A 21,665-nucleotide genomic window follows, 5' to 3' on the forward strand; every position below is an offset into this window, starting at 1 on the left:
GGGTTCCGGATTTGCGTTCAGGAAGCATAAGAACGCCTTCGAACGCCAGTAGTAGGACTCCACCGCCCTCTGTGACATGGGTCACAGAGGGCGGATATTGTTGACCCTGTGTACCGAGTGGTCAGCTCGCTGTGATTCAGTGGCCGTGGTAAGCGGACGACAAGAAGCCTGGAGTTGCTGTCGGGGTCTCGGGGGAGAGCGAGCTATGGAGACCGAGTCGGAGCCGTATGTCCGCCTGGCGACCTTGAGGCAGTTGCATCAAGTAGTCGCTGATCTGAACACCGCGCGCAGCCTCGCGGACACGTTGCAGACCGTGGCGGACGGCATCATCGCCGGGCTCGGTTACGAGCTCTCGGCCGTCAATCTCGTACGCCCCGACGGGGACCTCGTCGTGGCCGCCGTCGCGGGCAGCGCCGGGGCGGAGGCCCTGATGGCGGGCCGGGTCGGCTCGCGGGTGTCGTGGGAGCGCCGGCTCGCGATGGGCGACCACTGGGGCGATCTGCGCTTCATCCCGTACACCGAGGGGTGGGTCCTCGACGACGACGACGTCCCGCAGTGGCACACCACCGGGCCCGCCCCGCGCTTCGCCGACGAGTGGCACCCGATGGACCGTCTCTTCGCCCCGATGTACACCGCGGGGGCCTCGGGCGGCGAGCTGCTCGGTGTCATCTCGGTCGACAAACCGCGCAACGGTCGCCGCCCCGGCGCATGGGGGCGCGAAGCGCTCCAGATGTATGCCTTCCAAGCCGCGATTGCGATCAGTAACGCTCGGCTACGCGCAAACATGCAGCGGGCCCTGGTCAGACTCGAACGCGAGCAGCAGGCGCTGCGCGCCAGTGAGGAAAGCTTCCGCCAGGCCTTCGAATACGCGCCCAGCGGCATGGCCATCGCCGAGATGGGCGGCGACCAGCACGGCCGGCTGCACCGCACCAACGACGCCCTGTGCCGACTGCTCGGCCGGTCCGCCTCGCAGATGCGCCGCTATTCCTTCTCCGACCTCGTGCACCCCGAGGACGTCGGCACCCTGCTGCGCACCTCCGCCGAGGGCGGCCGGGCCGAGCTGCGTCTCGGCCGCCGCGACGGCACCTACGTCTGGGTCTCGCTGCGCAATTCCGTGGTGGCCGACGCCGCCGACGGGCCGCGCTTCCTGCTCACCCACGTCGAGGACATCGAGGAGCGCAAGCGCCACGAGCTGCAGCTCGCCCACCGCGCCAGCCACGACTCCCTGACCGGGCTGCCGAACAGCGCCGAGCTGCGGGCCCGCCTCGGCAGCCGGCTCTGCGACCGCCCGGCGGGCAGTGAGACCCACGCGGCGGCCGTCGGGCCGTACGGCTGTCTCGACGGCTTCGCCGAGGTCGAGAGCGCCGCGTACGGACACGGCTTCGGCGCCGACGCCGGCCCGGACTACACGCCGGAGCGCGGCGGCGACTGCGCCCCCGACGAGTACCGCGGCGGGCCGGAGGCCGGGTACGACCACCATGTGCACACCATCGCGCCCGACGAGGAGACCGACGACGGCATCAAGGGCCTGGCCGTCCTCTTCTGCGACCTCGACGGCTTCAAGTCGATCAACGACCGCTTCGGCCACCACACCGGCGACGCCGTGCTGATCGAGGTCGCCCGCCGGCTGAGCAACGGCGTGCGCGACGGCGACACGGTGGCCCGCCTCGGCGGTGACGAGTTCGTCGTCCTCGCCGACGGGCTGGGCCGCGCCGACGCGGAGGACCTCGCGGTCCGGCTGCGCAATGCCATCATTCCGCCCATAAGGGTGGAAGGCCGGGCGGTTCGCGTCGGGGCCAGCTTCGGCATCGGCTGGGCCGCGTGCGGAATGTCCGCGGAGGAGGTCCTCGCCTCCGCCGACCAGCGGATGTACGTCGAGAAGCGGTCCCGGTCCAAGGCCGGGCGGCGCGCGGGCTGAGGTCCAGACCACGGCGTGGTATCCCTCTATCGGGGTAGGCTGCGCCGATGCGGCACCGACGCCGACCGTGAATCGATCATGAATTTTGGCCATCCGAACCCGCGGTAGCCGGCCGGGCCGCCCCGGCCTCCACGGCCGCGGGTTCAGGCGCGTACGCAGGTGGGCGCCGATGGGCAACACCATGTTGGGAGTGACAGGGGATGACGGCGGGTAATAACGGCCAGGGCACGCCGGAGGGCGACGACCCGTTCGGCTACCTGTACCGCTCGGAAGGCGGCGACGGGGGCACCGACGGCGGTCAGCCGGCGCACCAGCCCGGCGTCCCCCGTACGTCGTACAACCAGGTCCGCCCGGTCGGCTCGCGCCAGTACGGCCAGCAGCCCCAGCAGCAGGTGACCTACGGCCAGCAGGCCCCGGGCACCGGCCCCGCCCCGCACTACGCCGCCCCCGAGACCCTCCCCGGCGGCGCCCCCCAGCACTCCGCCCAGGGCGGTCACCAGGGCGGGCGCGCCGCCGGCCGGTCCAAGCGGCGCGGGCCGCTCATCGCCGCCATAGCGGTCGTCGCGGTCGTCGTGTGCGGCATCGGCGTCGCGATCTTCGCCAACGGCTCGGACGAGAAGAAGGAACAGCAGAACACCGCGAACGGCGGCGGCGAGGACAAGCAGACCCCGGCCGAGGGCGACAAGCCCGACGAGACGAAGAAGAGCGAGCCGGAGAAGCGCAAGCCCGCCAAGCTGCCGAAGGAGGACGCGGCGAGCCTGCGGCTCAGCGGCGGCGCCGTCACGGAGAAGACCGTGCCGGGCGCGCAGGGCGACGGCGGTCTCTACATCGCGGGCATGAACAAGCAGGGCGCCGGCGTCGAGTGGAAGGTGGACGTCGAGAAGGAGGGCGACTACCGGCTGAACGCGCGCTACGGCGTGCCCGGCACGGACGCCGCCCTCACGATCTTCGCCAACGGCAAGGCCGACACCCGCGCCATCAACATGAAGAACTTCGGCGGCACGAAGGACTGGGAGAACGGGTGGAAGACCACCTGGTCCCTGGTCAAGCTCAACAAGGGCACGAACATCATCCGGCTCTCCTGCGAGGCCGGCAATTCGTGCGACGTGCACCTCGACCAGCTCTGGATCTCCCCCAAGAACGGCTGACGACCCGGGCCGTCAGCCGCTGACGGTCCGCAGGAACCCCGCCACCGTGCGGGCCATCGCCTCCCGCGCCGGTGCCAGGTACCTGCGCGGGTCGACGGCCTGGGGGTGGGCCTGGAGGAAGGCCCGGACCGCGCCCGTGAACGCCGTGTTCAGGGCCGTACCGACGTTGATCTTCGTCATGCCGGCGGCGACGGCCCGGCGCAGTTCCCGGTCCGGGACGCCCGACGAGCCGTGCAGGACCAGCGGTACGGGCACGGCGCCGCTGAGCCGGGAGATCAGGGCGTGGTCGAGGGCCGCCGTGCGTTCGGTCATCGCGTGCGAGCTGCCGACGGCCACGGCGAGGGCGTCGACGCCGGTGTCGCCGACGTAGGCGGCCGCCTCTGCCGGGTCGGTCCGCACGCCCGGGGTGTGCGCGTCCAGCGGTGGCTCGCCCGCCTTGCCGCCCACCCGGCCCAGCTCCGCCTCCACCCACATGCCGCGCTCGTGGCCCCAACGCACGGCCTCCGCCGTCGCCTTGACGTTCTCTCCGTAGCCGCGCTTGGACGCGTCGAACATCACCGAGCCGAAGCCGTGCGCGTGCGCGGCGTGCAGGAGTGCCACGTCCTCGACGTGGTCGAGGTGGAGCGAGAGCCGCGCGGTCGATGCACGGGCGACGGCGGCCGTGGCGGCGGCGATGGGCGCGAGGTCGCCGCCGTGGAACTTCACCGCGTTCTCGGACACTTGCAGCACCGCGCCCGCGCCGGCGGCCTCGGCGCCCGCCGCGATGGCCTCCGCGTGCTCCACGGTGATGACGTTGAAGGCGGCGACCGCACGGGCGGCGGCGCGGGCCTCGGTGACGAGTTCGGCGGTGCTGACGAGTGGCATGACTGCCTCAACCCTCCGGCCGTAACGGCCCTCGTGACCCCGCGCGGCGGCGGGGCCGGTCCGGTGCCGGCGGCATCCGCCGGGTGGTGCCGTGCCGCGGGCCCATGGTGACGGGCGGCAGCGCCCGACCGGCCCCGGCTCGCCGTGGACTCACGCCGGAGTGACCTTCACCTGCGGCAGCAGGCCCTCGTACGTCGCGCGGTCGAACTCGCCCGCCGCCGGGGCCCGTACGGTCGCGGCCGACAGGGCCACCGCCCGGGCGACACGGTCCGGCCAGGACAGGCCCTCGGCCCAGCCCGACAGCAGGCCCGCGACGGCGGAGTCGCCGGCGCCCGTCGGATTGCCCGTCAGCCGGCGGGGCGGCGCGGCGCGCCAGGCGCCGTCGGGGGTGAGCGCCAGCAGCCCGTCCGGGCCGAGGGACGCGGCGACGGCGTGGGCGCCGCGCCGGCGGGCGTCGTGCGCCGCGCGCAGCGGCTCGGTGGAGCCGGTGAGCGCGGCGAGTTCCGTGGCGTTGGGCTTGACCACGTCCGGCCGGGCGGCGATGCCGCGGCGCAGCGGTTCCCCGTCGGTGTCCAGCAGCACGGGCACCCCGGCCGCCCGCGCGGCCCGTACGAGCTGCGCGTACGCCCCCACCGGCACGCCCGGCGGCAGGCTCCCGCACAGCGCGACGGCCTTGGCGTCGCGCAGCAGCCGGCCGTAGGCGTCGCCGAACGCGGCCCACTCCTCCGGGGCGACGTCCGGTCCGGGCTCGTTGAGCTGTGTCGAGTCGCCGGTGGACTCGTCGACGATGCCGACCGTGCGGCGGGTGTCGCCGGTGAGGGGGAGGAGGGCGTCGGTGATCCGGTCCGAACCGTCTGCGAGGTGCCGCCGCAGGAGTTCGCCCGTCGCGCCGCCCGCGAAGCCCGTCACGACGGTGTCGTGGCCCAGCGCGGCCAGCACCCGGGCGACGTTGATCCCCTTGCCGCCCGGGCGTTCCGCGGCGTGGGTGACGCGGTGCGAGGTGTGCGGACGCAGCCGCGGGACGCGGTAGGTCAGATCGAGCGCGGCGTTGAGCGTGACGGTGAGGATCACCGGCGTCTCCCTCCCGGGGCCGTCGTGCGGGAACGTCGTGCGGGACCGTATGACGGCAACCCTGCTGTCCGTACCGGGGGTTCGTGGACGCCCGGCGCGAGCGATCATGCCAAAACAGCGGCGGCAGGCCCAGACCTGGGGACCCGCCGCCGCTGTTCCGTCACCGCTCAAGGGCGGTGCAAATTACTTCACTTCGGGCTTAATCAGCCATTCGCCCTTGCGCATGACGCCCACCAGGTCGTACGAACCGTTCAGCACGACCAGGTCCGCGTCCTTGCCGGGCTCCAGCGAGCCGACCCGGTCGGCGACCCCCAGCAGCCGGGCCGGGTTCACCGACAGCGCCCGCACGGCGTCCTCGACGGGCAGTCCGTCGACGGTCACCGCGCGCTTGAACGCCGTGTCCAGCGTGAGCGTCGATCCCGCGATCGATCCCGCCGTGGGCCCGTCGGCGATCCGCGCGACGCCGTCCTTGACCTCGACCCGCATCGGGCCGAGCGGGAACATGCCGTCGGTCATGCCGGCCGCGCCCATCGCGTCGGTGATGAACGCGACCCGGTCCGCGCCCGCCCGGGCGAAGGCCAGCTCCAGGACGGCGGGGTGCAGATGCGTGCCGTCGTTGATCAGCTCGACGGTGACCCGCTCGTCCTCCAGCAGCGCGGCGATCGGGCCGGGGGCGCGGTGCAGCAGCCCCGGCATCGCGTTGAAGAGGTGGGTGGCGACCGTCGCGCCCGCGTCGATGGCCTCCAGCGTGGCCTCGTACGTGGAGTCGGTGTGCCCCACCGCCGCGATGACGCCGCTGTCGGCGAGCATCCGCACGGAGTCCAGGCCACCCGGCAGCTCCGGCGCCAGCGTCATCATGCGGGCCGCGCCGTGCGCGGCGTCGATCAGCTTGCGCACGTCCGCCGGGTGGGGGTCGCGCAGCAGCCCCGGCTGGTGCGCGCCGCAGCGGTGCGGGGAGATGAAGGGGCCCTCGAAGTGGATGCCCGCCAGGTCGCCCTGCTCGGTCAGCTCGGCCAGGACGGCCGCCTGCCGGGCCAGGTCGTCCAGGTCGCCGGTGACGGTCGAGGCGACCATGGTCGTCGTGCCGTGCGCGCGGTGCGTTCCGATGGCGGTGAGCGCCTCCTCGGCGCTCCCGGCGGAGAACGACGCGCCGCCGCCGCCGTGCACGTGGACGTCCACGAAGCCGGGGACGATCCAGTGACCGCTGAGATCGAGGGACGGCTCCTCCCGCGCCGTGTCGTCCACGATGCGCCGACCCTCGACCGTGACGCGGCCGTCGTGGGCCACACCGGTCGGCAGCACCACGCGGGCGCCGGTGAGAACCGTTCGTTCGACCATCAGGCGGATACCTCCGTGGATTCGGGGGATGGGGTGGGGAGGGTGGGGCGAGGCGCCGGGGTTCCGTCCGCGGGCGCGCTCGCCGTGCCGGCCGCTTCGGCGGTGAGCCCGGCCGCTTCGGCGGTGAGCCCGGCCGCTTCGGCGGTGAGCAGGTCCCAGGCGAGCAGGCCCGCGCCCAGGCACCCGGCGGTGTCCCCGAGCGCCGCGGGGACGATGCCGGGAAGCCTCTGGAACGTGATCCGCTCGGCGACGGCCGCGCGCAGCGGTGCGAACAACGTGTCCCCCGCTTCCGCGAGCCCGCCACCGATGATCAACGTACGGGGGTCCAGCAGCGTGAGGCCGGTGACGAGGCCGTCGGCGAGCGCGTCGACCGCCTCCCGCCACACCGCGCGGGCGGTGGCGTCCCCGGCCGCGACGGCCCGCGCGCAGTCCGCGGCGTCGGCGCCGGTGTCGCCGGACGCCTCGGCCCAGGCGCGGCTGACGGCGGAGGCGGAGGCGATGGTCTCCAGACACCCGCGCCCGCCGCACCCGCAGACCGGGCCGCCGGGCCGGACGACGATGTGGCCGATCTCGCCCGCGTAGCCGTGGGCCCCGGCCTCGATCCGCCCGTCCATGCCGATCGCCCCGGCGATGCCCGTGCCGAGCGGTACGAACAGGAACCGGTCGGCGCCCCGCCCCGCCCCGATCCGGCCCTCGGCGAGACCGCCGGTCCGTACGTCGTGGCCGAGGGCGACCGGCACGCGGCCGAGGCGCTCGCTCAAGAGGTCCCGCAGGGGGACGTCGCGCCAGCCGAGGTTGGCGGCGTAGACGGCGATGCCGTTCGCGTCGTCGACGATGCCGGGCACGGCGACGCCCGCCGCCTCGGCCTGCCGCCCGTACCGCTGCCGGCCGACCGCGCGCAGCTCGGCGGCGAAGTCGAGGATCCCGGCGACGACGGCGTCCGGCCCCCGGTCACGGCCGGTGGGCCGCCTGGCCTCGTACAGAAGCTCGTGGTCCGGTCCGACCAGGGCGGCCTTCATGCCGGTGCCGCCTACATCGAGCGCGATGACGTGTCTCACGGGGACAGTCTCGCGCGATTGCGCATGAAAGGTCTAGTCCACTCGTCGGCAGGCTGCTGCCCCTGCGTGTCGTGGGTTGCGCGTTCGTTGCCGGGTTCGCCGGGTGGGGGCCTCTGCCGCCGGGTGCGGCGCCGTTTCCCGCTTTCGTCGGGTGGTGGGGGTTCGGGCCGTCGCGCCGCCGCGCGTTCGTTGGGGTTCGGGCCCGTGCCGCTCCGGTGGGTCGCGGGGCTGCTTCGCTTTACGCCCCGCGACCCACCTGCGCGTCCCGGGCCCTCAGGTCCGTGGGCCTGCGGCGCCTCCGCCCCTGGGTGGGGGAGGGGTGGGCACCCGGCAGCCCCGTAGACGTCAGTCCGTCGGCAGGATCACGCTGCGCGTGAGGTTGCGGGGGTGGTCCGGGTTGTGGTTCCTGGACTCGGCCACCGCCACCGCCAGGCGTTGCGCGCGGATCAGGTCCGCCATCGGGTCCAGGCGGGAGCCGTCCGCTATCAGCGTGCCGCCGGTCGCGGTGATGTCGGCCGCCAGGCCCTCCGGCCGGGGGCCGAAGACCCACGCCACCCGGCCCGGGGCGGTGATCGCGATCGGGCCGTGGCGGTACTCCATCGCCGGGTACGCCTCCGTCCAGGCGCCCGCCGCCTCCCGCATCTTCAGGGCCGCCTCCTGCGCCAGCCCGTACGCCCAGCCGCATCCCAGGAACGTCCACTGTCCCGCTGCGAGCACCGACGGCGGCAGCGGCTCGGCTACGGCCGTCTCCGCGTCCGCCGCCGCCTCGGCGACCGTGCGCACCCCGGCCGGCAGTGGGCTGTGCGTCTGGAGGCCGGCCCGCAGGAACGCCAGGGCCGTCGTCGCGAAGCGCGTCTGGACGACGGACTCCTCGTCCGCCCAGTCCAGCACCGCCACCGTGTCCGCCGCCTCCATCACGGGCGTCTTCGGGTCGGCGGTCAGCGCCAGCGTCGGCGTCCGGCCGCGCAGCGTGGTCAACAGGGCCAGCACCTCGGTCGTGGTGCCGGAGCGGGTGATCGCCACGACCCGGTCGTACGCGCGGGCCGCGGGGAACTCCGACGCCGCGAAGGCGTCCGTCTCGCCCTGCCCGGCGGCCTCGCGCAGCGCCGCGTAGGCCTGGGCCATGAACCAGGACGTTCCGCAGCCCGTGACGGCCACCCGCTCGCCGGGCAGCGGCAGCCCCGGCGCCCCGGCAGCGGCCTCGGCCGCGCGGCGCCAGCAGTCGGGCTGGGTGGCGATCTCCACGGCGGTGCGGGAGGAGTTGCGAGCGGACTGTTCCATGCGCGGGTGCTCCTTGCGAGGTGCGTGCGGGTAACGGTCAGCACCGTGGATAGCACCCCCTGTGACATGGGGGGAAGGGTGATACCGAAGCGAGACGCCGGGCGGGTAGCCCGTAAGGTGGCGCGCGGGAGAGACTCACGGTCTCCAGCGGACAAATCACCAACCTCAAGGGTGGGAAGCAGCAGTGCAGCGGCGGCGTTTCTTGGGTCTGACGGCGGCAGGTGCCGCCACGGCGGCGTTGGCGCCCGCACTGACGGCATGCGGCAGCGACGCGACCGGCGGTGACAAGACGATCCGGCTGATCGCGGCGGACTACGGCGACAAGCCGACCAACAGCTCCAAGAAGTACTGGGATTCCCTCGCCCGCGAGTTCGAGTCCAAGAACAAGGGCATCAAGGTCAACGTCAGCGTCCTCAGCTGGACCGAGGTCGACAAGAAGGTCGCCGAACTCGTCGCGGCCGGCAAGGCCCCCGACCTCGCCCAGATCGGCGCGTACGCCGACTTCGCCGCGGTCGGCAAGCTCTACAGCGCCGAGCAGCTGCTCTCCATCCCCACCCAGGCCGACTTCATATCCTCGATCGCCAAGGCGGGCGAGGTGCACCGGGTGCAGTACGGCCTGCCGTTCGTCTCCAGCACGCGTCTGCTCTTCTGCAACCAGAAGCTCTTCGACAAGGCCGGCATCGCCAAGGCTCCCGATACGTGGGCCGAGCTCCAGGCCGCTGCGGCGAAGCTCAAGGCCGCCGGGGTGAAGATGCCCTACGGGCTGCCGCTCGGCCCGGAGGAGGCGCCGGCCGAGACCATGATGTGGATGCTCAGCGGCGGCGGCAGCTACACCAACAACATCGGTGTGTACACCATCGACTCGCCCGAGAACATCAAGACCTTCGAGTGGCTGCGCGATGAATTCGTCGGCAAGGGTCTCACCGGCAGCGGTGACCCCGCCCGTACCAACCGGCAGGAAGTCTTCGACGCGTTCACGCGCGGCGAGGTGGGCATGCTCAACGGCCACCCGACGCTGATGCAGCAGGCCGACGCCAAGGGCATCAAGTACACGATGGTTCCGCTGCCCGGTGCGAGCGGCAAGGCCAGGGCGACCATGGGCGTCGCCGACTGGATGATGGGCTTCAAGCAGAACGGCCACCGCGAGGAGATCGGCAAGTTCCTCGACTTCGTCTACAGCAAGGAGAACGTGCTGGACTTCACCGGCCAGTACGACCTGCTGCCGGTGACCACGCCCGCGTCCGTGGCGATGGCCCAGGACGACCAGCACAAGCAGCTGCGGCCCTTCATCAAGGAGCTGCCGAACGCGGAGTTCTACCCGGCGGACAAGACGTCCTGGGCGAAGGTCAGCAAGTCGATCAAGGAGAAGATCGGCTCTACCGTGCAGAAGGGCGGCGACCCGGCCGCGGTGCTCGGCGAGATCCAGCGCGAGGCCATGGCGACGGAGAACGCGGGTCGTTAGGTTGGAGCACGTGAGGCCGTCGGAGGAGCCGACCCCGGACGATGGTGCGGAGCCCGCGCCGCACAGCGGCGGGCTCTCCGACCGGGACCGTGCCGTGCTCGCTCTGGAACGCCGGACGTGGCCCGGGCCCGGAGCGAAGGAGCGGGCCGTGCGGGAGCAGCTGGGGATCACCCCGACCCGCTACTACCAGCTCCTCAACGCCCTCCTCGACGACCCGCGCGCCCTCGCCCACGACCCCGTCACCGTCAACCGGCTGCGCCGCGTGCGGGACGCCCGGCGCGAGCGCCGCTAGCGGGCCCGGCGTCGGGACCGTACAACTGGCCACCCCGGCGGCGGTCGCACCGATAGGGTCGGCCGCATGGGTCCTCTTCCCGATCCCGTGACGCCCGCCGGCCGCGACGGACTGGCCGCGCTGCTGGCGAGGCCCGGGCGCGCGGTCGTCGCGCTCGACTTCGACGGCACGCTCGCCGACATCGTGCCGGACCCCGAGCAGGCCCGCGCCCACCCCGGTGCCGTGCCCGCCCTCACCCGGCTCGCCCCCCGTCTCGGCTCCATCGCCGTGGTCACCGGGCGCCCGGCCGGGGTCGCGGTCCGCTACGGCGGCTTCGCCGGGGTGCCCGGCCTCGAGCACCTCGTCGTGCTGGGGCACTACGGCGCCGAGCGCTGGGACGCGGTCACCGGGACCGTGCACGCCCCCGCGCCGCACCCGGGCGTCGCGGCCGTGCAGGCGGAGCTGCCCGGGGTGCTGGACCGGTCCGGCGGCTGGCGGGGCACCTGGGTCGAGACCGCGCACATCGAGAACAAGGGCGGCCGCGCGATCGCCGTCCACACCCGCCGCGCCCCCGACCCGCAGGCGGCCTTCGACGCCCTGCGCGGGCCGCTCGAAGAGCTCGCGGAGCGGCACGGGCTGATCCTCGAACCGGGCCGGATGGTCCTGGAACTGCGCCCGCCCGGCATGGACAAGGGCGTCGCCCTCGCCGAGTACCTCCGGGAGGTCGACGCGTCCGCCGTGCTCTACGCGGGCGACGACCTCGGTGACCTCGCGGCCTTCGCGGCGGTCGAGAAGCTCCGGTCCGAGGGGCTGCCGGGGACGCTGGTGTGCAGCGGCAGCGCGGAGGTCGCGGAGCTCGCCGAGCGCGCGGACCTCGTCGTCGACGGCCCGAGCGGTGTCGTGGAGCTGCTCGGCGCCCTCGCGGACCGCCTCGGCGGCCGGGCTTCCTGAGGCCGGCGGATCCGCTCACCGCCGGTGCCGCTTGTGGGCGATCGCGTGCCGCAGGTGCGCCGGATCGTCAGACGCGCAGGGACAGGTCGCGGGGACGCCGGGCGGGTGAGCGGCGTAAAGCCGACGAGAGGGCGTACGAGGGGCCGGTGGTCGCGGCGACGAGAGCGGCGGCGGTCAGCGCAAGTGCGGCCCAGCGGCGGGCAATCGGCATGCGGGAGCATTACCCGCTTCCGTTCCCTTTCCCGCCCGGGCACGGAAGCGCGCCGCGTCGGCCCGTCCGGGCGCCGCGCGGGGCGTGCGCTCCGGCGTGCGCCGCTACCCCTTATCCCTCCAGTGCCCGCAGCTGGTCCAGGAACCAGCGCGCGGGCGGCAGCGCCGTCGCCGCCGAGGCCAGCCGCTCGGTGCGCTCCGCGCGCTCGGCGGGCTCCATGAGCAGGCCCTCGTGCAGTGCCCGGGCCGTGGCCTCCACGTCGAACGGGTTGACGGTGATCGCGTCCTCGCCCAGCTCCGCGAACGCCCCGGCCTCCCGGGACAGGACCAGCACGCAGCCGCGGTCGGAGACGACGGGGACCTCCTTGGCGACGAGGTTCATGCCGTCGCGGATGGGGTTGACCAGGGCCACGTCGGCCAGGCGGTACGCGGCGAGCGAGCGGGCGAAGTCGTCCTTGACGTGCAGGACGACCGGCAGCCAATCCGCCGTGCCGAACGTGGAGTTGATCTCCTGGGCGACCCGCTCCACCTCGGCCGTGTAGTCGCGGTAGACCGCCAGGTCCTGCCGGGAGGGGTAGGCGAAGGCGACGTGCACCACCTTGCCCCGCCACTGCGGACGGTCCTCCAGCAGCCTGCGGTAGGCGCGCAGGCCGCGCACGATGTTCTTGGACAGCTCGGTGCGGTCGACGCGGACGATCGTCTTGCGGTCCGGGCCGATCTGCTCGCGCAGCGCGGCCATCCGCTCCTCGACGTCCGCCCGGTGCGCCCGCTCGCGCAGGAATGCGGCGTCGGCGCCGAGCCCGTGCACACCGAGCCGGGTCGTCCGGCCCTCGAAGCGCACCGACAGCGCGCCGTCGGGCCCGTCGCCCCGCACGATCTCCGCGCCCAGGACGTCCGCGCAGCACGCGGCGAACGCCTCGGCCCAGCGGCGGGTGAGGAAGGCGGCGCGGTCGCTGCCCAGCACGCCGCGCAGCACCTGCTCGGCCACGTCGTCCGGCAGCATCCGGAAGTAGTCCGGCGGGGCCCAGGGGGTGTGCGAGAAGTGGCCGACGCGCAGGTCCGGGCGCCGCTCGCGGAGCAGGCCCGGCACCAGGGTCAGGTGGTAGTCCTGGACGAGGACCGCGGCGCCCGGCGCGGCCTCCTCGGCGAGCGCGTCCGCGAAGGCGGCGTTGTACGCCTCGTAGGCCGCCCACTGGGCGCGGAAGTCCGCGTCGAAATCGGGCTCCAGCGGGGTCTGGTACAGCAGGTGGTGGACGAACCACAGCACGGAATTGGCGATGCCGTTGTACGCCGCGGTGAAGACCTCGGGCGCGATGTCGAGCATCCGCACGCTCATCCCGCCGGTGTCGGCTGGATCGAGCCTGCCGCCCGTGCGGCGTACGGCCTCGCGGTCGCCCTCGCCGAGGGCGGAGCACACCCACAGGGCCCCGGCGCCGGTCCCGATCGCGCTGAGCCCGGACACCAGCCCGCCGCCGCCCCGGCCCGCCGCGAGCGAGCCGTCCTCGCGTCGCTTGTAGGAGACGGGTCCGCGGTTGGAGGCGACGAGAATCGGGGCGGCGTGCTCAGCGACCATGTGGCCAGCCTTGCCAGTGCGGGAAGCACTCAAACGTACGCACGAGGGACGGTTACGCGGCGTGCCTCTGTGCGTACTCGGGTATCCCGGCCATCGGCGGCCGCTCCTCGGTGTCCACCGCGTACGTCCGCGGAACGAAGCCCTCCGGGGTGCGCTCGAACTGGGTCAGGGCCGGACGCACCAGATGGCCGCGGGCCAGTCGGAGCTGCGCGGTCCGGTAGATCGCGGCGGCCATCCGGCCGAGCGCCCGGCCGTCCTGGTGCCGGTGCTTGCGCACCCCCACGTCGACCTGGGCCAGCGCGTCCAGGCCCACGGTGTGCAGCGCGTCCACCAGCAGCCCGAGCTCGACGCCGTAGCCGACGGGGAACGGCAGCCGCTCCAACAGCGAGCGGCGGGCCGCGTACTCACCGCCCAGCGGCTGGACGAAACCGGCCAGCTGCGGCCAGTGCAGGTTCAGCAGCGGGCGGGCCACCAGCTCGGTCACCCGGCCGCCCTGGCCCACGGCCTCGCCGAGCGGGCGGTCGTACATCGCCTTGACGAAGTGCACGTCCGGCTCGGTCAGCAGCGGTCCGACGGTGCCGGAGACGAAGTCGGCCGAGAAGTCCCGCAGATCGGCGTCGACGAAGCAGACGACGTCGCCCTCGGTCGCCAGCAGCGACCGCCACAGCACCTCGCCCTTGCCGGGCAGCGCGGGCAGTCGCGGCAGCACCTCGTCCCGGTGCACGACCCGCGCCCCGGCCGCGGCCGCCACCACGGCCGTACGGTCGGTGGAACCGGAGTCCAGCACCACCAGTTCATCCACCAGCGGCACCGCGTCGGTCATCAGCTCACGGCGGATCGTCGCCACGATCGCGCCGACCGTCGCCTCCTCGTTCAGCGCCGGCAGGACGACGCTGACCGTGGTGCCGGCGCCGCGCTTGGCGGCGAGAATCCGGTCGAGCGAACGGTCTGCGGCGGACCAGGACCGCCGGGCCAGCCAGCGCTCCACCTCTTCCAGCACGTGTACGACTCCTTAGCGTGGCTCGGGGTGTGACCCATCTCGCGGTACGGACGACTGGTTCGAGCGTCCATGCCTTCCGTTACAGTCTTGAACAACGCGGATGGCCATCGCATGTCGGGGTCGTCGCGCGAACAAACGCCTGGGCTGTGCCCAGTGCCATACCGCTCATCCAGAGGGGCAGAGGGATACGGCCCGTTGAAGCCCCGGCAACCCTCCCGCCGGTCTTGCGTACACCGCGAGGCTCCCGGTGGGGAAGGTGCCAATTCCGTCCCGTGGCGACGTTCGCCGCGGGGAAGATGAGGAGAAAGGGCCTCGCCTCATGGCTGTGCACACCGTTGCCACCCCCGTCGCTCTCGGACCCGCCGTCGGCCTCTCGTGCCGCGAGTGCGGAGAGCGTTTCGACCTCGGACCGATCTTCGCCTGCGCCGTCTGCTTCGGACCGCTCGAAGTCGCCTACGACCTGCCCACCGGTGACCCCGAGGCGCTGCGCCGCCGGATCGAGGCCGGGCCGGAGAACATCTGGCGCTACGCCCCGCTGCTGCCCGTCCCCGCCGACGTCGCGGACAAGCCGAGCCTCAACCCCGGCTTCACCAAGCTGGTCAAGGCCGACAACCTCGCCCGCGAGCTGGGCGTGACCGGCGGTCTGTACGTCAAGGACGACTCCGGCAACCCCACGCACTCCTTCAAGGACCGCGTCGTCGCCATCGCCGTCGAGGCCGCCCGCGCCTTCGGCTTCACCACCCTCTCCTGCTCCTCCACCGGCAACCTGGCGGGCGCGGTCGGCGCCGCGGCCGCCCGCGCGGGCCTGAAGTCCTGCGTGTTCATCCCGCACGACCTGGAGGCGGGCAAGGTCGTCATGGCCGCCGTCTACGGCGGCGACCTCGTCGGCATCGAGGGCACCTACGACGACGTGAACCGCTTCTGCTCCGAGCTGATCGGCGACCCGCTCGGCGAGGGCTGGGGCTTCGTCAACGTCAATCTGCGCCCGTACTACGGGGAGGGCTCCAAGACCCTCGCGTACGAGATCTGCGAGCAGCTCGGCTGGCGGCTGCCGGACCAGATCGTCGTCCCCATCGCGTCGGGCTCGCAGCTCACGAAGATCGACAAGGGGCTCAAGGAACTGATCGCGCTCGGTCTGGTCGAGGACCGGCCGTACAAGATCTTCGGCGCCCAGGCCGAGGGCTGCTCGCCGGTCTCGCGCGCCTTCAAGGACGGCCACGACGTGGTGCGGCCGGTGAAGCCGGACACGATCGCGAAGTCCCTCGCGATCGGCAACCCGGCCGACGGGCCGTACGTGCTCGACATCGCGCGGCGGACGGGCGGCGCGGTGGAGGACGTCACCGACGCGCAGATCGTCGACGCGATCAAGCTGCTGGCCCGCACCGAGGGGATCTTCGCGGAGACGGCGGGCGGGGTGACGGTCGGCGTCACGAAGAAGCTGATCGAGGCGGGGGTGCTGGATCCGTCCCTGACGACGGTCGTCCTGAACACCGGCGACGGGCTGAAGACCCTGGACGCCGTCGCCCCGACCACCGGGCCCTCCGCGACCATCCGACCGAGCCTCGACGCGTTCCGTGCGGCGGGCCTGGCCGGCAGCTGAGCCTGCGCCCCGCCCCGTCCCTCCCCGGCACCCGACGGCCGGTGCCGGCCCCACACGTCTCTCTAGCCGGAAGGCGAATCCGCATGAGCATCAACGTCCGCATCCCCACCATCCTGCGCACCTACACCGGCGGTCAGGCCGAGGTCTCCGCCGAGGGCACGACCCTCGCCGAGGTGATCGCCGACCTGGAGAAGAACCACCCGGGCATCTCCGCCCGCGTCCTGGACGACAGCGGCAAGCTGCGCCGCTTCGTGAATGTGTACGTCAATGACGACGACGTGCGCTTCGAAGGCGGCCTGAATGCCGCGACCCCCGACGGCGCCGGTGTCTCGATCATTCCCGCGGTCGCCGGCGGCTGACCCTTTCGAAGGTTTGCTGCGGAAGTCCCGTGAATCGCCCCGGCCGGAAAACGGACGGGGCGATTCCGTCTGTTGAAGCGCGATACAGTTGGGGCGTTCCCCCTCCTGCGTCAGTGCCGTACGCATATGAGAACCCGTCAAGTTGTGTGCCGAGCGTGTGCACGAATTGTCGGGTTGGTTGCGTTATGTCCGGCCCGACTTGCCCGGGAATCCTCGGAATTCACCGCTTATCGCCAATCAGCCGCGCCCGGAATTCTCGTCCGAGTGACCTGTTGCAGACGGCATCCGTGCAGATACATTCAGCCGCGGTCGACGCGTTCCGGCGCACATCTTCCGGGGTTCCCCATGTCGAAGATCAGGGGACTTCCGGGGGGTGAGGTCTGACCCGGGTCCGCGAAGTGCGGTCCTGCGCAAGGGCCAGTAATAGGGGAGTTAGGCATGGCTCAGGGCACCGTCAAGTGGTTCAACGCGGAGAAGGGGTACGGCTTCATCGCGGTCGACGGTGGTGCGGATGTTTTCGTCCACTACAGCGCGATTCAGATGGACGGCTACCGCACCCTCGAGGAGGGGCAGCGAGTCGAGTTCGAGATCTCGCAGGGTCAGAAGGGGCCGCAGGCGGACATGGTCAAGCTGGCGAGCGCCTGATCTCGGCGCATCGACCACCTAGGCTCACTCAGCTCGCCGAAGGGCCCGTACCTCCAGGGGGAGGTACGGGCCCTTCGTGTGGGTGCGGCACACCTGCCTCGGGAGCGTGGCCGGGCCCCGTGTGTGGCCGCCCCTCGCGTGGGTAGCTCTTGCCCAGGGTCGCTTGCGCCCCCAGCTGCCGCTGGGAGGTGCCCCCAGGTGCCACTGACGCGGGTGGAACAAGCTCAGGACCGCTTGCACTCGGAGGGGTCGAGTGCTAATCATTGGGCTTAGCACTCTCCGAGTGAGAGTGACAGATTTGGACCGTCGGTGAGGTCCGCAGGCCAGGCGGGGCAAGGAACCGCCAGGTGTGCAGGCCGTCCGTCGCGGGCGCCAGCGCGGTCCGGAGCAATCCACCCCGTCCTGGGAGGACCACTTCACATGGCCAAGATCATCGCGTTCGACGAGGAGGCACGGCGCGGTCTCGAGCGCGGGATGAACCAGCTCGCCGACGCCGTCAAGGTCACCCTCGGCCCCAAGGGCCGTAACGTCGTCCTCGAGAAGAAGTGGGGCGCCCCCACGATCACCAACGATGGTGTTTCCATCGCCAAGGAGATCGAGCTCGAGGACCCGTACGAGAAGATCGGCGCCGAGCTGGTCAAGGAGGTCGCGAAGAAGACGGACGACGTCGCCGGTGACGGCACGACGACCGCGACCGTCCTCGCCCAGGCGCTGGTCCGTGAGGGTCTGCGCAACGTGGCCGCCGGTGCCAACCCGATGGCGCTGAAGCGTGGCATCGAGAAGGCCGTCGAGGCCGTCTCCGCCGCCCTGCTCGAGCAGGCCAAGGACGTGGAGACCAAGGAGCAGATCGCCTCCACCGCCTCCATCTCCGCCGCCGACACCCAGATCGGCGAGCTCATCGCCGAGGCGATGGACAAGGTCGGCAAGGAAGGCGTCATCACCGTCGAGGAGTCGCAGACCTTCGGGCTCGAGCTTGAGCTCACCGAGGGCATGCGCTTCGACAAGGGCTACATCTCGGCGTACTTCGCCACCGACATGGAGCGTATGGAGGCGTCGCTCGACGACCCGTACATCCTGATCGTCAACTCGAAGATCGGCTCGGTCAAGGACCTGCTGCCGCTCCTCGAGAAGGTCATGCAGTCCGGCAAGCCGCTGCTGATCATCGCCGAGGACGTCGAGGGCGAGGCCCTGTCGACCCTGGTCGTCAACAAGATCCGTGGCACCTTCAAGTCCGTCGCCGTCAAGGCCCCGGGCTTCGGTGACCGCCGCAAGGCCATGCTCGGCGACATCGCCATCCTCACCGGTGGCACGGTCATCTCCGAGGAGGTCGGCCTCAAGCTGGAGAACGCCGGTCTCGACCTGCTCGGCCGCGCCCGCAAGGTCGTCATCACCAAGGACGAGACGACCATCGTCGACGGTGCCGGTGACAGCGACCAGGTCCAGGGTCGCGTCAACCAGATCCGCGCCGAAATCGACAACAGCGACTCGGACTACGACCGCGAGAAGCTCCAGGAGCGCCTCGCGAAGCTGGCCGGCGGCGTGGCCGTCATCAAGGCCGGTGCCGCGACCGAGGTCGAGCTCAAGGAGCGCAAGCACCGCATCGAGGACGCCGTTCGCAACGCGAAGGCGGCCGTCGAGGAGGGCATCGTCGCCGGTGGTGGCGTGGCCCTGCTCCAGGCCTCCGCGGTCTTCGAGAAGCTCGAGCTCGAGGGCGACGAGGCGACCGGCGCCAACGCCGTGAAGCTGGCCCTGGAGGCCCCGCTCAAGCAGATCGCCGTCAACGGTGGTCTCGAGGGTGGCGTCATCGTCGAGAAGGTCCGCAACCTGCCCGTCGGCCACGGTCTGAACGCCGCGACCGGTGAGTACGTGGACATGATCGCCGAGGGCATCATCGACCCGGCGAAGGTCACGCGTTCCGCCCTGCAGAACGCCGCGTCCATCGCCGCGCTGTTCCTCACCACCGAGGCCGTCATCGCCGACAAGCCGGAGAAGGCCGCTGCGGCCGCTCCGGGCGGCATGCCGGGCGGTGACATGGACTTCTGAGCCGACTCCTCCCGACGCGCCCCTCGCACTGCTCGGCCGTAGCCGGCCTCACAGGCTTCAGGGCGCTGCACCGGACTCCGTCCGGTGACCGGGAAAGGCTCATGTCCTGACCGAGGGCGGCACCCCCATCGCGGGGGTGCCGCCCTCGGGCGTTTTCCGACAACGGGCGACGTCAGCCCCGCGTCGCGTCGAGCGCGGCGCGCAGGTGGCCCTTGGACTCCGCGAGCAGCCGCGCGGCCGTGGGGGCGTCGACGCGGCCCAGGAGGACGAGGATCGCGTTCTTCACCTCGCCGTCGGTCGTGCCGAGCGCCGCCTCGATCTCCGCGTCGGACGCCCCCGTGGCGAGCGCGACGATGTGCCGGGAACGGGCCCGCAGCTTCTCGTTCGAGGCGCGGACGTCGACCATCAGATTCCCGTAGGTCTTGCCGAGCCGGATCATCGTGATGGTCGAGAACATGTTGAGCACCAGCTTCTGGGCGGTGCCGGCCTTCAACCGGGTCGAGCCGGTGAGCAGTTCCGGCCCGACGACCACCTCGATGGCGTGCTCGGCGGCGGCGCCGAGCGCCGAATCCGCGTTGCAGGCCAGGCCGACGGTGAGCGCCCCGGCCTTCCGGGCGTGCTCGACGGCCCCGATCGCGTACGGCGTGCGGCCGGAGGCGGAGACGCCGACGACCGTGTCGGCCGCCCCGACACCGAGCGCGGCGAGGTCCGCGGTGGCCAGCTCCGCGCTGTCCTCGGCCCCTTCGACGGCCCGGACCAGGGCGGGCGGGCCGCCCGCGATCAGCCCGACGACCTCGGCCGGGTCGGTGTTGAACGTCGGCGGGCACTCGCTGGCGTCGAGCACCCCGAGCCGGCCGGCCGTGCCCGCTCCGGCGTAGATCAGGCGGCCCCCGCCCGCCATCCGGGCGGCGGCCGCGTCGATGGCGGCGGCGATCTCCGGGAGCCGGGTGGCGACGGCGGCGGGGACGGTGGCGTCCTCGTCGTTCATGAGCCGGGCGAGGTCCAGGGTGGGCAGCCGGTCTATGTCCGCGAGTTCGGGGCGGAACGCCTCGGTGGTGAGGGTGGCGAGCTGGGCGCGGAGCGCGGCGTAGGCGGCGTACGAGGTCATGGGCGGGCGGCTCCTTCCGTGCGGGGGCGGGTCAGCGCCGGCTCCGCGGGGCGTGACGGTGGGCGAGCGCCTCGTAGGAGGCGGACAGCGCGGGGGCGGCCCTGTCGTACGTGCGCTGCGCGACGCCGATGAAGAGGCAGTCCACGACGAGCAGTTGGCTGGTGCGGCTGGACATGGCCGCCGGGCGCAGCTCGCTCTCCCGGGCGGAGGACGTGGTCAGGACGTGGTCCGCGTACTGGACGAGCTCGCCGTCGGGGCGGCCGGTGATCGCGACCGTCGTCGCACCGTGTTCGAAGGCGACCCGCAGCGGCTCGATGACGTCGGTGGTCCGTCCCGAATGGCTGATGGCGATCGCCACGTCGCCGGCCCGCAGCTGGACGGCGTTGGTGACGGCCAGGTGCGGGTCGCCGGGGGCGTGGGCGATCAGTCCGATGCGCAGCAGCTTCTGGACGAGGTCCTGGCCGACGAGGTGGGAGGCGCCGATGCCGTACACATCGATGCGCCGGGCCGCGGCCAGTGCGGCGACGGCGGCCTCCAACTGGGCGGTGTCGAGGGCGGCTGCCGTGTCCGCCAGGCACTGCGCCTCCTCCTGGGCGAGCTTGGCGACGACGCTCGGCAGCGGGTCGTCCACGGCGATGTCGGCGGTGACGGCGGGTGCCGCGCCCGCCGCCTGCTGCGCGGCCAGCGTGGCGAGGGCGATCCGCAGGTCGCGGTACCCGGGGTAGCCGAGGATGCGGGCGGTGCGCACGACGGTGGCCTCGCTCGTGCCCGTGCGCTCGGCGAGTCCGGTGACGGTGAGCGCGGCGGAACCGGCCGGGTCGCCCGCCACGGCCTCGGCGACGCGCTGCATCGAGCGGGTCATGGACGGGGCGAGGGTGCGGACCTTGGCGGCGAGGGCCGCGGGCGCGGGGGGCACCGGGGTGACGGGCGATGACGCGGCGTCGAAAGTTTCCTTCAGTTTGCTGCTCACCTTTTGAAAGGTATTTTCGGTCCGGTGAACCGTCAACCCTCGCAGTCCCTGACAATGGACCGTATGGAGCTCGAACAGGCACTGCACATCGCACGCGCGCTCGTCCTCGCCGATCTGGCGGCGGGGGACGTGGCGGAGGCCGACGTGGTCTCGCTGGTCGAGGACGCGGTCACACACCGGCGGTGGTGGGTCGAGCAGTGGCCGCAGGGCGTCGCGTTCCTGCCCGGTCTCGTCGCCCAGGACGTCCAGGACGCGCTGCTGGAGCGGTACGGGCGCTGGCCGCTGTGCCCGCTGTGCACGGGCGAGGGCGACCCGCACGCACTGGAGGTCGAGCCGGAGCTGGGCGCCGACCCGCACTGGGCGTGCGCGAAGCAGGCGGTGCTGGTGGCGCCGGTGGGGGCCCTGGCGACGGCGCTGCGATGACGCTCTACATCGACCCGCCCACCTGGCCGGGACACGGGCGGATGTGGTCGCACCTGGTCAGCGACGTCAGCTACCAGGAGCTGCACGCGTTCGCGGCCCGGCTCGGCGCCCCGGCGCGGGCCTTCGACCGGGACCACTACGACGTGCCGTCGTCGTCGTACGGCGATGCCGTACGGCTGGGGGCGGTGGAGGTCGGCACCAAGGAGCTGGTGCGGCTGCTGACGTCGGCGGGCCTGCGGCGACCGAAGCACGAGCGGCCTCGCGGGGTCTAGGACACGCCTGGGGGCTGCCGTGGGTGCACCTCCGCTGCGCGGCGGTGTCCTCAAGCGCCGGACGGGCTTGTTGTGGCTGAGCTCAGCCACAACAAGCCCG

General features: G+C 72.5%; 21 protein-coding genes and 1 riboswitch. Of the genes, 11 read left to right on the plus strand and 10 right to left on the minus strand.

From position 1 onward, the window contains the following. The first annotated feature begins 205 nt into the window (after positions 1-205). Together cdgB and FHS38_RS23245 are read left to right on the plus strand one after the other, a co-directional pair. Positions 206-1,918 carry a diguanylate cyclase CdgB gene (cdgB, locus tag FHS38_RS23240; protein WP_184736381.1) on the plus strand — a complete coding sequence of 571 codons (1,713 nt, stop codon included), beginning with the start codon at positions 206-208 and terminating at the stop codon, positions 1,916-1,918. A gap of 200 nt (positions 1,919-2,118) precedes the next feature. Next, a complete protein-coding gene (locus tag FHS38_RS23245; RefSeq protein WP_184736383.1) occupies positions 2,119-3,066 on the plus strand; it encodes a carbohydrate-binding protein in 948 nt (315 codons plus the stop codon). A gap of 12 nt (positions 3,067-3,078) precedes the next feature. On the opposite strand, the gene FHS38_RS23250 is transcribed toward FHS38_RS23245, so the two are convergent. The 5 genes from FHS38_RS23250 to FHS38_RS23270 form a co-directional block, all read right to left on the minus strand. Further along, positions 3,079-3,930, minus strand: coding sequence for a class II fructose-bisphosphate aldolase (locus FHS38_RS23250; protein ID WP_184736385.1), 852 nt, complete (start codon positions 3,928-3,930; stop codon positions 3,079-3,081). 150 nt (positions 3,931-4,080) lie between these two features. Then, entirely contained in the window at positions 4,081-5,001 is a 921-nt protein-coding gene (locus FHS38_RS23255; protein WP_184736387.1) for a 1-phosphofructokinase family hexose kinase, read from the minus strand. 183 nt (positions 5,002-5,184) lie between these two features. Continuing rightward, positions 5,185-6,339 (minus strand): N-acetylglucosamine-6-phosphate deacetylase, encoded by a 1,155-nt coding sequence (nagA, locus tag FHS38_RS23260; RefSeq protein WP_184736389.1) that lies wholly within the window; start codon positions 6,337-6,339, stop codon positions 5,185-5,187. Continuing rightward, positions 6,339-7,397, minus strand: coding sequence for an ROK family protein (locus FHS38_RS23265; RefSeq protein ID WP_184736391.1), 1,059 nt, complete (start codon positions 7,395-7,397; stop codon positions 6,339-6,341). The genes nagA and FHS38_RS23265 overlap by 1 nt, the downstream gene beginning before the upstream one ends. Before the next feature lie 345 nt (positions 7,398-7,742). Further along, a complete protein-coding gene (locus tag FHS38_RS23270; RefSeq protein WP_184736393.1) occupies positions 7,743-8,678 on the minus strand; it encodes an SIS domain-containing protein in 936 nt (311 codons plus the stop codon). Between the two features lie 184 nt (positions 8,679-8,862). Between FHS38_RS23270 and FHS38_RS23275 the strand changes: the two genes are divergently transcribed. The 3 genes from FHS38_RS23275 (at position 8,863) to otsB (ending at position 11,362) form a co-directional block, all read left to right on the plus strand. Next, complete coding sequence (locus FHS38_RS23275; RefSeq protein ID WP_184736395.1) at positions 8,863-10,140, plus strand: extracellular solute-binding protein; 1,278 nt, start codon at positions 8,863-8,865, stop codon at positions 10,138-10,140. A 10-nt stretch (positions 10,141-10,150) separates the two neighbouring features. Continuing rightward, complete coding sequence (locus FHS38_RS23280; RefSeq protein ID WP_184736396.1) at positions 10,151-10,432, plus strand: DUF3263 domain-containing protein; 282 nt, start codon at positions 10,151-10,153, stop codon at positions 10,430-10,432. A gap of 66 nt (positions 10,433-10,498) precedes the next feature. Next, entirely contained in the window at positions 10,499-11,362 is an 864-nt protein-coding gene (gene otsB, locus FHS38_RS23285; RefSeq protein WP_184736397.1) for a trehalose-phosphatase, read from the plus strand. 67 nt (positions 11,363-11,429) lie between these two features. Here otsB and FHS38_RS23290 read toward each other — a convergent pair whose 3' ends face one another. From FHS38_RS23290 to FHS38_RS23300, 3 genes are all read right to left on the minus strand, one after another. Then, on the minus strand, positions 11,430-11,573 hold the full coding sequence (locus FHS38_RS23290) for a hypothetical protein (RefSeq protein ID WP_184736398.1): 144 nt from the start codon (positions 11,571-11,573) through the stop codon (positions 11,430-11,432). A gap of 111 nt (positions 11,574-11,684) precedes the next feature. Then, positions 11,685-13,145, minus strand: a complete 1,461-nt coding sequence (locus tag FHS38_RS23295) for an alpha,alpha-trehalose-phosphate synthase (UDP-forming) (protein ID WP_184736399.1) — start codon at positions 13,143-13,145, stop codon at positions 11,685-11,687. 52 nt (positions 13,146-13,197) lie between these two features. Beyond that, the gene (locus FHS38_RS23300; RefSeq protein WP_184736400.1) at positions 13,198-14,145 is read right to left on the minus strand and encodes a glucosyl-3-phosphoglycerate synthase; all 948 of its coding nucleotides are present in this window, start codon (positions 14,143-14,145) and stop codon (positions 13,198-13,200) included. 162 nt (positions 14,146-14,307) lie between these two features. Further along, positions 14,308-14,448: riboswitch (SAM riboswitch) on the plus strand. Between the two features lie 16 nt (positions 14,449-14,464). On the opposite strand from FHS38_RS23300, the gene thrC reads away from it, so the two are divergent. From thrC to groL, 4 genes are all read left to right on the plus strand, one after another. After that, positions 14,465-15,745, plus strand: a complete 1,281-nt coding sequence (thrC, locus tag FHS38_RS23305) for a threonine synthase (protein WP_184736401.1) — start codon at positions 14,465-14,467, stop codon at positions 15,743-15,745. Between the two features lie 83 nt (positions 15,746-15,828). Next, on the plus strand, positions 15,829-16,104 hold the full coding sequence (locus FHS38_RS23310; RefSeq protein WP_184736403.1) for a MoaD/ThiS family protein: 276 nt from the start codon (positions 15,829-15,831) through the stop codon (positions 16,102-16,104). Between the two features lie 438 nt (positions 16,105-16,542). Continuing rightward, positions 16,543-16,749, plus strand: a complete 207-nt coding sequence (locus FHS38_RS23315; protein WP_153487255.1) for a cold-shock protein — start codon at positions 16,543-16,545, stop codon at positions 16,747-16,749. A gap of 420 nt (positions 16,750-17,169) precedes the next feature. Then, positions 17,170-18,792 carry a chaperonin GroEL gene (groL, locus tag FHS38_RS23320; protein ID WP_130879354.1) on the plus strand — a complete coding sequence of 541 codons (1,623 nt, stop codon included), beginning with the start codon at positions 17,170-17,172 and terminating at the stop codon, positions 18,790-18,792. A gap of 172 nt (positions 18,793-18,964) precedes the next feature. On the opposite strand, the gene murQ is transcribed toward groL, so the two are convergent. Further along, positions 18,965-19,900, minus strand: a complete 936-nt coding sequence (gene murQ / locus FHS38_RS23325; RefSeq protein WP_184736405.1) for an N-acetylmuramic acid 6-phosphate etherase — start codon at positions 19,898-19,900, stop codon at positions 18,965-18,967. 31 nt (positions 19,901-19,931) lie between these two features. Next, complete coding sequence (locus FHS38_RS23330) at positions 19,932-20,870, minus strand: MurR/RpiR family transcriptional regulator (RefSeq protein WP_184736407.1); 939 nt, start codon at positions 20,868-20,870, stop codon at positions 19,932-19,934. Between the two features lie 54 nt (positions 20,871-20,924). Between FHS38_RS23330 and FHS38_RS23335 the strand changes: the two genes are divergently transcribed. Together FHS38_RS23335 and FHS38_RS23340 are read left to right on the plus strand one after the other, a co-directional pair. Beyond that, the gene (locus tag FHS38_RS23335) at positions 20,925-21,293 is read left to right on the plus strand and encodes a DUF8819 family protein (RefSeq protein ID WP_184736409.1); all 369 of its coding nucleotides are present in this window, start codon (positions 20,925-20,927) and stop codon (positions 21,291-21,293) included. Next, the gene (locus tag FHS38_RS23340) at positions 21,290-21,565 is read left to right on the plus strand and encodes a DUF4031 domain-containing protein (RefSeq protein ID WP_184736411.1); all 276 of its coding nucleotides are present in this window, start codon (positions 21,290-21,292) and stop codon (positions 21,563-21,565) included. The genes FHS38_RS23335 and FHS38_RS23340 overlap by 4 nt, the downstream gene beginning before the upstream one ends. Positions 21,566-21,665: the final 100 nt, after the last annotated feature.

The sequence above is a fragment of the Streptomyces netropsis genome (assembly GCF_014203545.1).
Taxonomy (GTDB): Bacteria; Actinomycetota; Actinomycetes; order Streptomycetales; family Streptomycetaceae; genus Streptomyces; species Streptomyces netropsis.